The organism is Salmonella sp. SJTUF14076 (assembly GCF_015534835.1).
GTDB classification, from domain to species: Bacteria; Pseudomonadota; Gammaproteobacteria; order Enterobacterales; family Enterobacteriaceae; genus Salmonella; species Salmonella enterica.
Genome location: NZ_CP064674.1, coordinates 2,751,909 through 2,766,007, shown reverse-complemented (window position 1 = coordinate 2,766,007; position 14,099 = coordinate 2,751,909). Strand labels below are relative to the sequence as shown.

General features: G+C 50.1%; 12 protein-coding genes. 3 read left to right on the top strand and 9 right to left on the bottom strand.

Annotation, left to right across the window (positions count from 1 at the left end):
* The first annotated feature begins 14 nt into the window (after window positions 1-14).
* Window positions 15-836, top strand: coding sequence for a Sir2 family NAD+-dependent deacetylase (cobB, locus tag HU143_RS13555; RefSeq protein WP_001191856.1), 822 nt, complete (start codon window positions 15-17; stop codon window positions 834-836).
* Window positions 837-917: 81 nt separating this feature from the next.
* On the opposite strand, the gene potD is transcribed toward cobB, so the two are convergent.
* The 5 genes from potD to potA all read right to left on the bottom strand — a co-directional run bounded on the left by potD (window position 918) and on the right by potA (window position 6,406).
* Complete coding sequence (gene potD, locus HU143_RS13550; RefSeq protein WP_000759329.1) at window positions 918-1,964, bottom strand: spermidine/putrescine ABC transporter substrate-binding protein PotD; 1,047 nt, start codon at window positions 1,962-1,964, stop codon at window positions 918-920.
* 24 nt (window positions 1,965-1,988) lie between these two features.
* Window positions 1,989-2,768 carry a spermidine/putrescine ABC transporter permease PotC gene (gene potC, locus HU143_RS13545; protein WP_000580299.1) on the bottom strand — a complete coding sequence of 260 codons (780 nt, stop codon included), beginning with the start codon at window positions 2,766-2,768 and terminating at the stop codon, window positions 1,989-1,991.
* A gap of 315 nt (window positions 2,769-3,083) precedes the next feature.
* Complete coding sequence (sifA, locus tag HU143_RS13540) at window positions 3,084-4,094, bottom strand: SPI-2 type III secretion system effector SifA (protein ID WP_023227252.1); 1,011 nt, start codon at window positions 4,092-4,094, stop codon at window positions 3,084-3,086.
* Window positions 4,095-4,422: 328 nt separating this feature from the next.
* Window positions 4,423-5,286 (bottom strand): spermidine/putrescine ABC transporter permease PotB, encoded by an 864-nt coding sequence (gene potB / locus HU143_RS13535; RefSeq protein ID WP_000799391.1) that lies wholly within the window; start codon window positions 5,284-5,286, stop codon window positions 4,423-4,425.
* Complete coding sequence (gene potA / locus HU143_RS13530) at window positions 5,270-6,406, bottom strand: spermidine/putrescine ABC transporter ATP-binding protein PotA (RefSeq protein ID WP_000531608.1); 1,137 nt, start codon at window positions 6,404-6,406, stop codon at window positions 5,270-5,272. Before potA ends, potB begins: the two co-directional genes overlap by 17 nt.
* 250 nt (window positions 6,407-6,656) lie before the next feature.
* Here potA and pepT point away from each other — a divergent pair, with 250 nt between their 5' ends.
* Together pepT and HU143_RS13520 are read left to right on the top strand one after the other, a co-directional pair.
* Window positions 6,657-7,886 carry a peptidase T gene (gene pepT / locus HU143_RS13525; RefSeq protein ID WP_000359418.1) on the top strand — a complete coding sequence of 410 codons (1,230 nt, stop codon included), beginning with the start codon at window positions 6,657-6,659 and terminating at the stop codon, window positions 7,884-7,886.
* 3 nt (window positions 7,887-7,889) lie between these two features.
* Window positions 7,890-9,224, top strand: a complete 1,335-nt coding sequence (locus HU143_RS13520; protein WP_023227251.1) for a hypothetical protein — start codon at window positions 7,890-7,892, stop codon at window positions 9,222-9,224.
* A 39-nt stretch (window positions 9,225-9,263) separates the two neighbouring features.
* Here the strand turns inward: HU143_RS13520 and HU143_RS13515 are convergent, their stop codons facing one another.
* From HU143_RS13515 to purB, 4 genes are all read right to left on the bottom strand, one after another.
* Complete coding sequence (locus tag HU143_RS13515) at window positions 9,264-10,385, bottom strand: cupin domain-containing protein (RefSeq protein ID WP_000456524.1); 1,122 nt, start codon at window positions 10,383-10,385, stop codon at window positions 9,264-9,266.
* 80 nt (window positions 10,386-10,465) lie between these two features.
* Window positions 10,466-11,929, bottom strand: a complete 1,464-nt coding sequence (gene phoQ / locus HU143_RS13510; RefSeq protein ID WP_023227250.1) for a two-component system sensor histidine kinase PhoQ — start codon at window positions 11,927-11,929, stop codon at window positions 10,466-10,468.
* Window positions 11,929-12,600 carry a two-component system response regulator PhoP gene (gene phoP, locus HU143_RS13505; protein ID WP_001537766.1) on the bottom strand — a complete coding sequence of 224 codons (672 nt, stop codon included), beginning with the start codon at window positions 12,598-12,600 and terminating at the stop codon, window positions 11,929-11,931. Before phoP ends, phoQ begins: the two co-directional genes overlap by 1 nt.
* A 126-nt stretch (window positions 12,601-12,726) precedes the next feature.
* Window positions 12,727-14,097, bottom strand: coding sequence for an adenylosuccinate lyase (gene purB, locus HU143_RS13500; protein WP_023227249.1), 1,371 nt, complete (start codon window positions 14,095-14,097; stop codon window positions 12,727-12,729).
* Between the last annotated feature and the right edge of the window lie 2 nt (window positions 14,098-14,099).

The following is a 14,099-nucleotide window of genomic DNA, read 5'->3' as shown; positions in this document are numbered from 1 at the left end:
AAAAAGAGGTTGTTATGCAGTCGCGTCGGTTTCATCGATTAAGCCGCTTTCGTAAAAATAAACGTCTGTTGCGTGAACGTCTGCGCCAGCGGATCTTTTTCAGAGACAGAGTGGTGCCGGAAATGATGGAAAACCCAAGAGTATTAGTCCTTACAGGTGCAGGAATTTCTGCAGAGTCTGGTATTCGTACGTTTCGCGCGGCGGATGGCCTTTGGGAAGAGCATCGGGTTGAAGATGTGGCCACGCCGGAAGGATTCGCCCGTAATCCGGGGCTGGTGCAGACATTTTATAATGCCCGCCGTCAGCAGCTTCAACAGCCGGAAATACAACCCAATGCGGCGCATCTGGCGTTAGCGAAGCTTGAAGAAGCGCTTGGCGATCGCTTTTTGCTGGTGACGCAAAACATCGACAATTTGCATGAACGCGCGGGCAATCGCAACATCATTCATATGCATGGCGAGCTGTTGAAGGTGCGCTGTTCGCAAAGCGGCCAGATTCTGGAATGGAACGGCGATGTGATGCCGGAAGATAAATGTCACTGCTGTCAGTTCCCGGCGCCGCTACGTCCGCACGTGGTGTGGTTTGGCGAGATGCCGCTTGGCATGGATGAAATTTATATGGCGCTGTCGATGGCGGATATTTTTATCGCCATTGGCACATCTGGTCATGTCTATCCGGCTGCGGGTTTTGTGCATGAAGCAAAACTGCACGGCGCACATACGGTGGAACTGAATCTTGAGCCAAGCCAGGTCGGCAGCGAGTTTGAAGAGAAGCACTACGGCCCGGCAAGCCAGGTTGTGCCGGAATTTGTTGATAAATTCCTGAAAGGGCTGTAGTGCTGTTTGCCCGGTAACGCCTTATCCGGCCTACATTTCACGTTACGTTCATCTGTAGGCCCGACAGGCGCTTTGGCTGAATTAGCGTCCTGCTTTTAGCTTCTGATAATACTCTTCATAAATGGCGCTGGCGTCGCCGACATCGTTTTGCCACTCGCCTTTGCTGATGGTTTGCGCATCCGGATAGAGCGACTTATCATTGGCGACCTCCGGGCTTAACAGCTTACGCGCCGCCAGGTTGGGGGTAGGGTAGCCGATGGTTTCTGCCACCTCTTTCGCGACGTCAGGACGCAGCAGGAAGTTGATTAGCTTCAGCGCGCCCTCTTTATTTTTCGCGTTCGCCGGAATAGCCAGGCTGTCCATCCAGAAAATACCGCCTTCCTTCGGCCAGACGACCTCCAGCGGCGTGCCAGCCTGACGAGCAACGAAGGCCGAACCGTTCCACACCATACCCAGGTTGACTTCCCCTTCCATATACGGATTCGCCGGATTATCGGAGTTGAAGGCCGCTACGTTCGGCATCAGTTTTTTCAACTCTTCATATGCCGCTTCGATCTCTTTCGGATCGGTAGTGTTACCGGAATAACCTAGCTTGCGCAGCGCCATCTGGAAGACTTCTCGCGCATCGTCGGTTAAAAGCAGGCTGTTTTTATATTCCGGTTTCCACAAATCAGCCCAGCTGGTAATGGTTTTTGGATCGATAGCATCGCTGTTCACGCCAATCGCCGTTGCGCCCCAGATATACGGAACAGAATAATCGTTGTTGGGGTCAAACGGTTTGTTGAGCATTTCCGGATCGAGGTTGTGGAAATTGGTTAATTTCGACTTATCGATCTTCTGGATCATGCCTTCTTTGCGCATTTTGTCGACATAGTATGTAGAAGGAACAACCAGGTCATACGCGCCATCTTTATAGGTTTTGAGTTTGGCATACATGGTTTCGTTCGACTCGTAGGTCGAATAAATCACCTTAATGCCTGTCTCTTTAGTGAACTGTTCCAGCAGGCCCGGCGGTACATACTCAGTCCAGTTATAGAAATAGAGCGTGTCGTTGTCGGAGGCATGAGCGGCACTCATACCCAGCGCCAGGGCGCCCGCCGCGAGCAGGTGGCGTGACCATTTTTTCATTTAACGTCCCCTGAATTACGGGCCTTATCGGCCCTTGGTTTTATCACGAGCAATAAGCTGGCTGGCAATGACCATTACCAGAGACAGCACCAATAAAACGGTCGCCAGCGCGTTCACTTCTGGTGAAACGCCGACTTTTACCATGGAATAAATCTTTAAGGGTAAAATTTCATAGCCCGGCCCGGTGACAAACGACGAGACCACTACATCGTCCATCGACAACGTAAAGCTCAGCAACCAGCCCGCCGCCACCGCCGGCATCGCCAGCGGCAGAATGATTTTGCGTAAAATCGTTACCTCACTGGCCCCCAGGTCTTTTGCGGCTTCCAGCATTCTGACATCAAAGCCTTTCAGGCGCGAATAGACCGTGACGACCACAAACGGCAGGCTAAAGGTGATATGCGAGAACAGCAACGACCAAAACCCCAGTTGAATGCCGAGTAACATAAACAGCACCAGCAGGGAGATCGCCATCACGATATCCGGCGACATCATTACTACAAACAGCATCCCGCTGACGAATGGTTTCCCGCGAAAGCGGTAGCGATAAAGCGCCACCGCGGTTAACGAGCCAATCAACGTGGCGAAGGTCGCTGAAAAAATCGCCATCGTCAGTGAATGTTGAGCGGCCTGCAACAGACTGTCGTTATTGACCAGTAGTTCGTACCATTTAGTGGTAAAGCCCTGCCAGTTAATGCCGAACCGCGAACTGTTGAAGGAGTTCACGATCAGAATAATGATGGGAATATACAGATACGCATAGATGGCAGTCATGAAACCGCCACGGAGCAGCCGACCGATCATTCAAGTTCCACCTTCTTATTCAGAGGATGGGGTGCTTTTAGAGTATTGAAAATGATCAATTTTTTCTCTTCTCCAAAATCTCTCCAAAACGTCTCGCGGTTATCAGCAGCCAGGAAGAAGCAAGCTGCCGCTTGAAGCCGCGAATTTTACAACAAATTGCCAGACGAGCGGGAAAAAAAGGCCATTTAAATGACTATTCTCATCCGATCCGGTCATATGCGGCATTATTGCGCCAGGCAAGAGGTTACTCTGTAGGCAAACAGGAAGTACGTGAGTAAACCCTGAACGTGACGTCTGAGAAAACGTCGTCTGATTTTACAAAAAACAACATAAACAGCCGCTTTGTTGTTCTGAGCGAACATGTAGCGTGGTTAACTGTTCTTCCGCCATTTTTTGTATAGCCTGGGGGTCTATTCTAAAAATGGCGTGAAAAACCTTATCAGAGATGGCTTCGACTATCTCAGCTAACATACTTTGGCTGGTGCTGGGATCCGTTACGAGGAACGCCTGAAACGTCTTATCCGCCAGTAAAACCTCTTTTACCATTTTTTCAATAGGTATGTGGGTATGCGGTGGTGGTATTTCAAGCTGTTTTAATCCACACATCGCCATTGTTTCTAAAAATGCGTTTTGCTGAGTCCTTTCGGATATATTCGCATGCTGTAAAATGCGCGTTGTCTTTTCAATCCCGGACTGAATTTTCGCTGCCAGGTAGGTTACCTTTTCTTGCGTTTTCCACTCATCTAAATGTCCTTTTCTCAATTCAGAATATAAATACCCCTCTATGTTGTCTAATGAAACCGATAATGTCGGCGCGCCAGCAAGATTGAGACATAATGTCGAAGGGAAGGGGTAATCTGCGATGTCGCTATATCTTGTATTAATCATGGCCGTCATTTGTGGATGCGATTTTAAAATATCCGGGCGATCTTTCATTAAAAAATAGACCTTCCCCATGACTTCACAGCTAAAGGTATCGGTATTTTGAGTGATACGTAACAATTCGTTCTCTTCGTTTTGATCCATGATACGAAGAATCATGATGGCATCATTTTCATGAGGATTATGAACCTGAAATCTATCTCTTTGCGATGCGCAGGCTAACTCTTTCAACTCAAAAAAAATCTCTGTAAGCCGCTCTCGTGTGGGGGCGCGTTCGGCAAACAACATCTCATGTAGACAACGGTCCGCTTTTGCTTTGCCAGTAGAAAAAAAGAAGTCTTTAATTTTTTCCCATAAAACTTTCCACCATGCTTCTTTCGTATTCCTTGGGGAGTTGGTAAGGATTTCACTTTTTAAAAAACCATTCCCTATAGTAATCGGCATATTAATCTCACTTATACTGGAGTAAAAATGACTACATAATTGATTAAATCGACCCTTTTTATCTCAACTGCGGGCGCATCGGATGTAATATAATTTTTAAAAGAGACTGGCAATCAGTATAAAACCTGAGAGCTTCGCGTATAAACGCATTACTGTCTGTGATAGCGTCGCTACAGGTAAAAATAAAAGAAGGCCTGGCGCGGATGATGTTGTAGGTTTGCAATACTGGCGGCAACTGCTTTCATGCGTTTTTTATGCCGAAGGCATGAAGTTTACCCTTGAATAAACTTCATGCCTGGATGCGTGTGGATTTGTTAGCGTTGCGCAATTAATCGCTTATATCACTCACCTTCTTATTCAATAAGCGGGAAGCCCGCCAGTAAATCAACAGCATGAGTCCCATCACAATGGTCAGCGTAATGCTGGTAGCCGCGCCAAACGGCCAGTCGCGAATATTCAGGAACTGTACCTTAATGACGTTACCAATCAGCAGGTTTTTCGCGCCACCCATTAAATCGGAGACGTAGAACAGGCCCATTGCCGGTAGCATCACGAGCAGGCAACCGGCGACAATGCCCGGCATGGTTAATGGAATAATGATGCGGATGAACGTTTGCATTTTACTGGCGCCGAGATCGCGAGCGGCCTCCAGTAGCGGTTTGTCGAGCTTCTCAATGCTGGAGTAGAGCGGCATGACCATAAACGGCAGCAAAATGTAAACCAGGCCGATAATAACGGCGCTCGGGGTGAACATGATGCGAATCGGCGTATCAATCACGCCCAGCCACAGCAGGAATTCATTGAGATAACCTTTAGTGCTCAGGAATATTTTTAGCCCATAGATGCGGATCAGTGAGTTGGTCCAGAAAGGAACAATCAGCAAAAACAGCAATAACGGACGTATCTTTTCCGGTAACTTCGCCAGAAACCAGGCGAAAGGATAGCCCAGCACCAGGCAGGAGAGGGTGGCGATCAGCGCCATATTCAGAGAGTGCAGGAGCACTTCAAAATAGAGCGGATCGAGCAGGCGTGCGTAGTTATCCAGCGTAAAGACCATCTTGACGAAACTGGCGTCGTCACGGGTCAGAAAGCTGGTGCCAATGATCATCAGGTTGGGCAGAAAAACAAACAACACAAGCCAACCGACGATAGTGACAATCACTACATTCTGGAATTTACTTGTGTTCTTCATCAGCCAGTACGACCTCCCAGCTTTCTACCCAACTAATGGCCATTTTTTGGTCAAGTGAATGGTCGAAGTCAGGATCGTCTTCGTTGAAGAATTCGCTGACCATCACCATTTTGCCATTTTCCAGTTCAACCACCGACTCCAGCGTCATACCTTTGTAATTGCGCTCGCGCACGTAGCCGATAAGCCCTTCGATGTGGTTATCATTGTTGATCTCTTCGACGCGTAGATCTTCCGGTCGCAGCAGGACGTTCAGTTTTTGGCCCGGTTCGACAGCGAAATTGACGTATATATTGCACTCCCGACCTTCTACGCTGGCGCGGACGCGCTGTTCATCAAGCCGTTCAATGACGGTTGCGTCAAAGCGGTTAATTTCGCCGATAAAACCGGCGACAAACAGGTTTTTTGGCTCTTCATAGATTTCACGCGGCGTGCCGTCTTGCTCAATCACGCCATTACGCATTACCACGATACGATCGGACATGGTGAGCGCTTCTTCCTGATCGTGAGTGACAAAAACAAACGTGATACCGAGTTTACGCTGTAATGCTTTAAGCTCGTTCTGCATTTGTTTGCGCAATTTATAGTCCAGCGCGGAGAGCGATTCGTCCAGTAATAACAGGCGAGGTTTATTCACCACCGCGCGAGCGATAGCCACACGCTGCTGCTGTCCGCCGGAAAGCTGGTGCGGTTTACGTTGTGCAAACTCTTCAAGCTGCACCATACGCAGCGCATCGGTCACGCGAGGCGCTATCTCGGCGGCTGGTGTTTTTTGCATTCGTAAGCCAAACGCGACATTTTCAAACACCGTCATATGCGGAAATAAAGCGTAGCTTTGAAATACGGTATTTACATAACGATTTTCGGCGGGAACGTGGGTGATATCCTGGTTATCCAACATGATATGCCCGGCATCAACGGTTTCCAGGCCGGCAATCAGGCGAAGAACGGTTGTTTTACCACAGCCGGAAGGGCCAAGCAGCGTGAGGAATTCGCCATTGTTAATGGTCAAATCCAGTTGCGAAATGACCTCTTTGCCATCGAAACTTTTGCTAATTCCAGACAAAAGCACCAGCGGTGAAAGCGAACGCGGTTGATTATTCAATTTCTTACTCTGTCCCATGTAAACGCAACGGATGGCTGACCGCTGCGGGGTTTGTGGTTAACCACCTTAATCACTCTTAATGAGGGCGGTCATTCTACGGCAAACCACTGTGATCGCCAATCCTTGTTGCGAATTACTGACTTAGCTTTATAGTCAGAAAGCGTGTCAAAGTGAAATATTCTTGTTTGCAGGGATAAAAGTGACCTGACGCAATATTTGTCTTTTCTTGCTTATTAATAATGTTGTCACGAAAAGTGAGGGTGACTGCATGGATAAACTACTTGAGCGTTTTTTACACTACGTATCGCTGGATACCCAATCAAAGTCGGGTGTTCGGCAGGTTCCCAGCACTGAGGGGCAGTGGAAGTTACTACGTTTGCTCAAACAGCAGCTCGAAGAGATGGGGCTGGTTAACATTACATTAAGTGAAAAAGGGACGTTGATGGCGACGCTCCCGGCCAATGTTGAGGGGGATATTCCCGCCATTGGTTTTATCTCCCATGTGGATACCTCTCCGGATTTCAGCGGTAAAAACGTTAACCCGCAGATTGTCGAGAATTATCGCGGCGGCGATATAGCATTAGGGATTGGCGATGAGGTGTTGTCACCCGTGATGTTCCCGGTACTGCATCAATTACTGGGACAGACGCTGATTACTACCGATGGTAAGACATTGCTGGGCGCGGACGATAAAGCCGGTGTTGCGGAGATCATGACCGCGCTGGCGGTGCTGAAAGGTAATCCTATTCCCCACGGCGAAATTAAAGTGGCGTTTACGCCTGACGAAGAGGTAGGGAAAGGCGCGAAGCACTTCGATGTCGAGGAATTTGGCGCGCAGTGGGCCTATACGGTCGACGGCGGCGGCGTGGGCGAACTGGAGTTTGAAAACTTCAATGCCGCCTCGGTGAATATCAAAATCGTCGGCAATAACGTGCATCCTGGTACGGCGAAAGGTGTGATGGTCAATGCGCTGTCGTTGGCGGCGAGGATTCACGCGGAAGTGCCGGCGGATGAAGCGCCTGAAACCACTGAAGGTTACGAAGGGTTTTATCATCTGGCCAGCATGAAAGGCACCGTTGACCGGGCCGAAATGCACTACATCATTCGCGATTTCGACCGTAAGCAGTTTGAAGCGCGTAAACGCAAAATGATGGAGATTGCCAAAAAAGTCGGTAAGGGGCTGCATCCGGACTGCTATATCGAACTGGTGATTGAAGACAGTTATTACAATATGCGCGAAAAAGTGGTTGAGCATCCGCATATTCTCGATATCGCCCAGCAGGCCATGCGTGACTGTCATATTACGCCGGAGATGAAACCAATTCGCGGCGGTACAGACGGGGCGCAACTGTCGTTTATGGGCCTGCCGTGTCCTAATCTCTTTACCGGCGGATATAACTATCATGGTAAACATGAGTTTGTGACGCTGGAGGGGATGGAAAAAGCGGTACAGGTGATTGTACGTATCGCGGAGCTGACGGCGAAGCGCGGCCAGTAGCGAATGTTACGCATTGTGGTGAAGCGTTTTATTATTTATGGCGGGATATTTTCCGCCATCAATTTTTCTGCCTGGAGCGCCGAATATCCGCCTTCCTGGTCCCAGCGCCAGCAACAATCTGCAGCATGTTTTATGACCGGCGATGAAACCTGCATGACGTTTATTGATGATGCGGTGAGGCTGGCCTCGCGGCAATATGGCAAACGCTCAATACAGCTTGTTCGTAGCCTGCTATTACAAAGCGATATTTATCAATGGCTGGGTAAACCTGAATTAACGCCGCAAATGCTGCTGCGAGCGCGGGCAATCATGAAAACATTCCCGGCGGGCACTTATCCGGGCGATCGGGCCGATATGTTTGAACACCTGGCGGCCTTTTATGTTTACAGTGACGATCGCCATATAGAGTATTCACCTACAGAGCAGTGGCGATACGAGATCAAGGTTGATTACCGTCAGCGGATAGCCTGGCAAGAGCAGGCATTAACGTGGCGTCTTAAAGACAAAAAGGCATCGACGGAAGCATTGGTTTATACCTTAAACAGGATGCGCGACGCTTATTCTGAGGCGCTGGAAGAGCGGGATGTCGAATGTGATAGTGCGCGTAAAGCCTATTATTTGGCGAAGATAGACGCAACGGAGCAGCAGTGGCTGGGCGTTATTTTACGGGATAAAACCTGGGATAATCGTGAGCGCGTCGCCTCTTTTTTGCAGCAGAAAGCGGATATTGCTTATAATGCAGGGCATATTAGCGAGGCGATTAATGCGCTAAGTCAGGCGCTAAAAATTGAGCAAACGCTTTATGGCACCGAATTCGGCGAAATGACGGTTGACAGCAATAATCTTGCTGGCTTTTATGCACAGGGCCATCATTATAAGGAAGCGAAAGATCTCTACCTTAAACTTATCGCGTATTACCAGAGCCGTTTAACGCCAATGGCGACGGTAATATCACGATTACGCTTTTATTTGCCCGAAAACATCGACCTGGACAGTACCTCCCCCTATCTCCCATTGCTGGAAGAATATAAACGTCGGCAGTCCGACGTATCCATGGTGTTGTATGGTATTTCGCTGCTTTATAAGAATAATCAACAGCTTGAACAAGCAAAAGACTTTGCGGAACGCGCCTTTACGCTTGATGCCGTAGCTTATCCAGCAAAGATGCAGTATGAACGATTACAGCAACTGGCTAATATTGCCGAAGGTCTTGGAGATAACGCGCAGGCGCGGCGCTATCGGCAAATGTCATTTCGCCATCGAATGGCCCACTCGATTTATCCGGGCGATCCGCAATATAACGATTTCGCCAAACCTGGCGGCGATCGTTGTGGATAGTTTGCGTCAGCCCGGCGGTCGCCGGGCATTGCGATGTTCTTATCCTTCGAAAAACCAGTATCCGCTATTCACCAGCGCCGCCAGCATCGCGAGGAAGGAAGGGTCTTCCAGCGCATCGCCGAAGTTTTCAGCGGTCAGTACAATATGACTGGTGAGCGCTTCCAGAGCGGGGCGATGCGGAGAGTCTATTTTTTCGCCATTCGCATAGACTTCATCGCCGATACGCAATACGCGAAGCCCGCCGAGACGTACTAATGCCTCGCCTTGCTTTAAGGCATCGTAAATTTCGTCTGGCTGATACGGCGGCTCCGGCGGCGCAATATCCAGTTCGTGGCGTGACTGAGAGATAAACTCGCCAAGCCACTGTTGGAAATGCGCGGGCTGATTGATCAAATCGAGCATCATATTACGCAGTTTATCCATCTCCTGCGGCAGGATATCCGCCGGATGTTTGCGGGACGGCATATCCGGATCGCTGTAGTATGTGTTGCCCAGATCCCGTTGCAGGACGTAATCGGCAAAACCGCTGATCAGCTCACGGCTATTGGGCGCGCGAAAACCGACCGAATAGTTCATGGCGTTTTCCAGCGCATAGCCTTCATGCGGGAATCCAGGCGGAATATACAGAATGTCGCCCGGCTCCAGCTCTTCGTCAATAATGGCCTCGAACGGATCGACTTGTAACAGGTCGGGATGCGGGCAGTGCTGACGCATTTGCAGCTTTTCGCCCACGCGCCAGCGACGGCGACCGGTTCCCTGGATAATAAACACATCATACTGATCCAGATGCGGGCCAACGCCGCCACCGGGAACGGAAAAGGAGATCATCAGATCGTCGATACGCCAGTCCGGCAGAGCGCGGAACGGGCGCATCAGCGCGGCGGTGGGTTCATGCCAGTGGTTTACCGCCTGTACCAGCAGCGACCAGTTGCTCTCACCCAGATGATCGTAGCTTTCGAAAGGGCCATGGCTGACCTGCCATTTGCCATCCTGATGGCTAACGAGACGGCTGTCGATTTCGCTTTCCATCGCCAGCCCCGCCAGCTCATCCGGCGAGAGCGGATCAATAAAGTTGGTAAACCCACGTTTTAAGACCACCGGGCGTTTTTGCCAGTGGCGTTCAAGAAAGTCGGGCCAGTTAAGAGTTAATTGGTATTCCATGTTAAGTATCCGCAGGCTGGTATCTGACACCGATTATAACGGATGCTTAACGAGATGCGTGGAAGAACGCACAGAAATGTTTATTCCTCTTTCTGTGTGGGATGCTGTTGGCCAAAAACGACCTCCATACGGGCGCCACCGAGCAGACTGTCGCTGGCAATGATCTGCCCGGCGTATTGTTCCGTAATCTCGCGCGCGACAGCCAGCCCCACGCCTTGTCCTGGTCGTAGGGTATCGGCGCGCTGACCGCGATCAAACACCAGGGAACGTTTGCTGTGGGGTATGCCTGGGCCGTCATCTTCGACGAAAATATGCAAATGATCGTCGGTCTGGCGAGCCGAAATCTCGACAAACTCCAGACAATATTTACAAGCGTTGTCCAGTACGTTGCCCATTACTTCGACAAAGTCGTTTTGCTCGCCGACAAAACTGATCTCTGGTGAAATATCCATACTGATATTCACCCCTTTACGCTGATAAACTTTATTGAGCGCGGAGATCAGGTTATCTAACAACGGCGCGACGGGATGCAGTTCGCGGCTTAACAATACGCCGCTACCGCGCATACTGGCGCGATGCAGATAATAGCCGATCTGCTGGGAAATCCGGCTGATCTGTTCCAGCATCACCGGTTCAGCTTTGCTGACGCTCATCTTTTCGTTGCGTAAAGAGCGTAACGTACTCTGCAAAACCGCGAGCGGCGTTTTTAAACTGTGCGTCAGGTCGGTCAGGGTCGTGCGGTATTTGTTATAACGTTCGCGCTCGCTTTTGAGCAGTTGATTAAGGTTGCGCACAAGGCTGGTCAGCTCACGCGTCGTCTCCGGATTGAGCATTTCGCGGTGATGATCTTCAAGCTCGCGGACCTCCCGCGCCAGCGCCTCGATAGGGCGTAAGCTCCACCAGGCGGCGATCCACAGTAAAGGAATGACTAACAATAAATTGGCGGCCAGTACGTAAACGAACCAGCTCCACACCATATAGGAGCGTTTTAGCTCTATCGGAATGGTATCGACCACCACGATGGTTAACTGCGGCATCCGCGCCGTGGCAGGATAAATATTTACCGCTACCGAGTGGGTCATCTCCGCATCATCGTCATCTTCACGTACTTCTTTGAGTTTTTCCTGCGCGGAATGGTCCTCGCTCAACAGCGTGCTGGTGGCGTCTACGTTGGTTTCAATTTCATGGAAGCCGTTCGTTTTTAACCATTCCGGTTGAATGCTTTTAATCAGCCAGGGGATGTTGCGCTGCGTCCATAATAATTTGCCCGTTTCATCGTAAATCAGCGTCATGGTCGGGCTTTGCATGTCCAGATTTTCAGGCAGCTCAACGCTGATTTTATTATTTTCCCATTTGGCGAGGGTATAAAACAGGTTGCTTTCGCCGCGCAGCAGACGAAACGTGGTTTTATCAAAACTTACGCTATAGCCGACCAGCGCCACTATGCCATATGCCAGAGAAAGCACCAGCACGACGCCGGCTGTCGCCAGCAAAAAACGAACCCGCAGCGACAGCGGCAGAAAATGGCGAGCAAATTTATTCATTAGCGCAATTCAAAAAGATATCCTTGTCCGCGTACGGTGGTAATGACATCGTGCGGATACTGGGCCTGTATTTTTTTCCGCAGACGCCCCATGAGAACATCAATGGTATGACTTTCCCGCAGTTCCGCATCCGGATACAGCTGAAGCATCAGCGAATCTTTGCTGACCACTTTACCGTTGTTACGGATAAGCGTTTCCATAATGGTGTATTCGAACGCCGTGAGTTTGATGACCTCTTCATTGACGGATAATTCCCGGCGTGAGAGATCCACCTGGAACGGCGGGATGTTGATCACCTGGGAGGCCAGACCGCTATTACGGCGCATTAACGCCTGCATACGCGCCATTACCTCTTCGATGTGGAATGGCTTCGTCACGTAGTCATCGGCCCCGGAGCTGAGAACCTCGACTTTATCCTGCCAGCCTTCGCGCGCGGTTAACACCAGAACCGGCAGTGAAACATCACTGCTGCGCCAGCGGCGTATTAAGGAAAGGCCGTCTTCATCCGGCAGACCTAAATCGACAATAGCGATATCCGGAAGGTGTTCATTAAGGTAGTAATCAGCTTCCCTGGCATCTTCTGCGGCATCGACCTGGTGACCTGAATCCTGGAGCTGAACCTTCAGGTGGTGGCGTAATAATGCATTATCCTCTACAACCAGTACGCGCATCATCTCTTCTCCCTTGTGTTAACAATAAGAACAGTCTAGCGTTGATTATGGTGCTTTGGGGATAAACAGTTAATAAACCAGACAAATAGTCACCCTCTTTCTGAAGAAAAGAGGGTGAGGCAGGCATTATTTAAGTTCGTCGACCAGAGTCACAGCGCGACCGATATAATTTGCCGGCGTCATAGCTTTAAGGCGCGTTTTTTCTGCTTCCGGCAGGGCCAGACTATCAATAAACTGTTTCATTCCTTCGGCATCAACACGCTTGCCACGGGTCAACTCTTTCAGTTTTTCATATGGTTTTTCAATACCATAGCGGCGCATGACGGTCTGGATCGGTTCGGCTAATACTTCCCAGTTGTGATCCAGTTCGTCAAGCAGATGATCGCGGTTTACTTCCAGCTTGCTGACGCCCTTCAGGGTGGACTGATAAGCGATCAGCGCATAGCCGATGCCGACACCCAGGTTACGCAGGACGGTTGAGTCGGTCAGATCGCGCTGCCAGCGGGAAACCGGCAGTTTGTTTGCCAGATGGTGCAACATTGCATTAGACAGACCGAGGTTGCCTTCTGAGTTTTCAAAGTCAATGGGGTTAACTTTATGCGGCATGGTAGAAGAACCGATCTCCCCGGCGATGGTTTTCTGTTTGAAATGGTTCAACGCAATATAGCCCCAGACATCGCGATCGAAATCGATCAGGATGGTGTTAAAGCGCGCGATACAGTCAAACAGTTCCGCAATATAATCATGCGGTTCAATCTGGGTGGTGTAAGGGTTCCACTGGATGCCCAGCGAGGTGACGAACTCTTCGCTGAACTGATGCCAGTCAACTTCCGGATAGGCGGCGATATGCGCGTTATAGTTGCCTACGGCGCCGTTAATTTTACCGAGGATCTCCACCTGGTTGAGCTGGCGGAACTGACGCTCCATCCGATACGCCACGTTCGCCATCTCTTTACCCAGAGTGGAAGGTGTTGCCGGCTGGCCGTGGGTGCGGGAGAGCAGAGGAATATCGCGATACTGCGTGGCGAGATCTTTAACCGCGTTAATCACCTGACGCCAGTAAGGCAGGATCACTTCATCGCGCGCGGTTTTGAGCATTAACGCGTGCGACAGGTTGTTAATATCCTCAGAGGTGCAGGCAAAGTGGATAAATTCGGAAACGTCATGTAGCGCCGGGATCGCGGCGACTTTTTCTTTCAGAAAATACTCAACCGCTTTCACATCGTGATTCGTGGTGCGCTCAATGGTTTTAATGCGCGCGGCATCTTCTTCATTGAAGTTTGCCACAAGCGTATCCAGGTAACCGTTTGCGTCGGCAGCAAAAGCAGGAACTTCCTTGATCGCTGCGTGCGCGGCTAATTTCTGCAGCCAACGTACTTCGACTTGTACACGAAATTTCAGCAAACCGTATTCGCTAAAAATTCCGCGCAGCGCGCTGACTTTATCGCCGTAGCGTCCATCGACAGGGGAAACGGCGGTCAGTGAGGATAATTCCATAG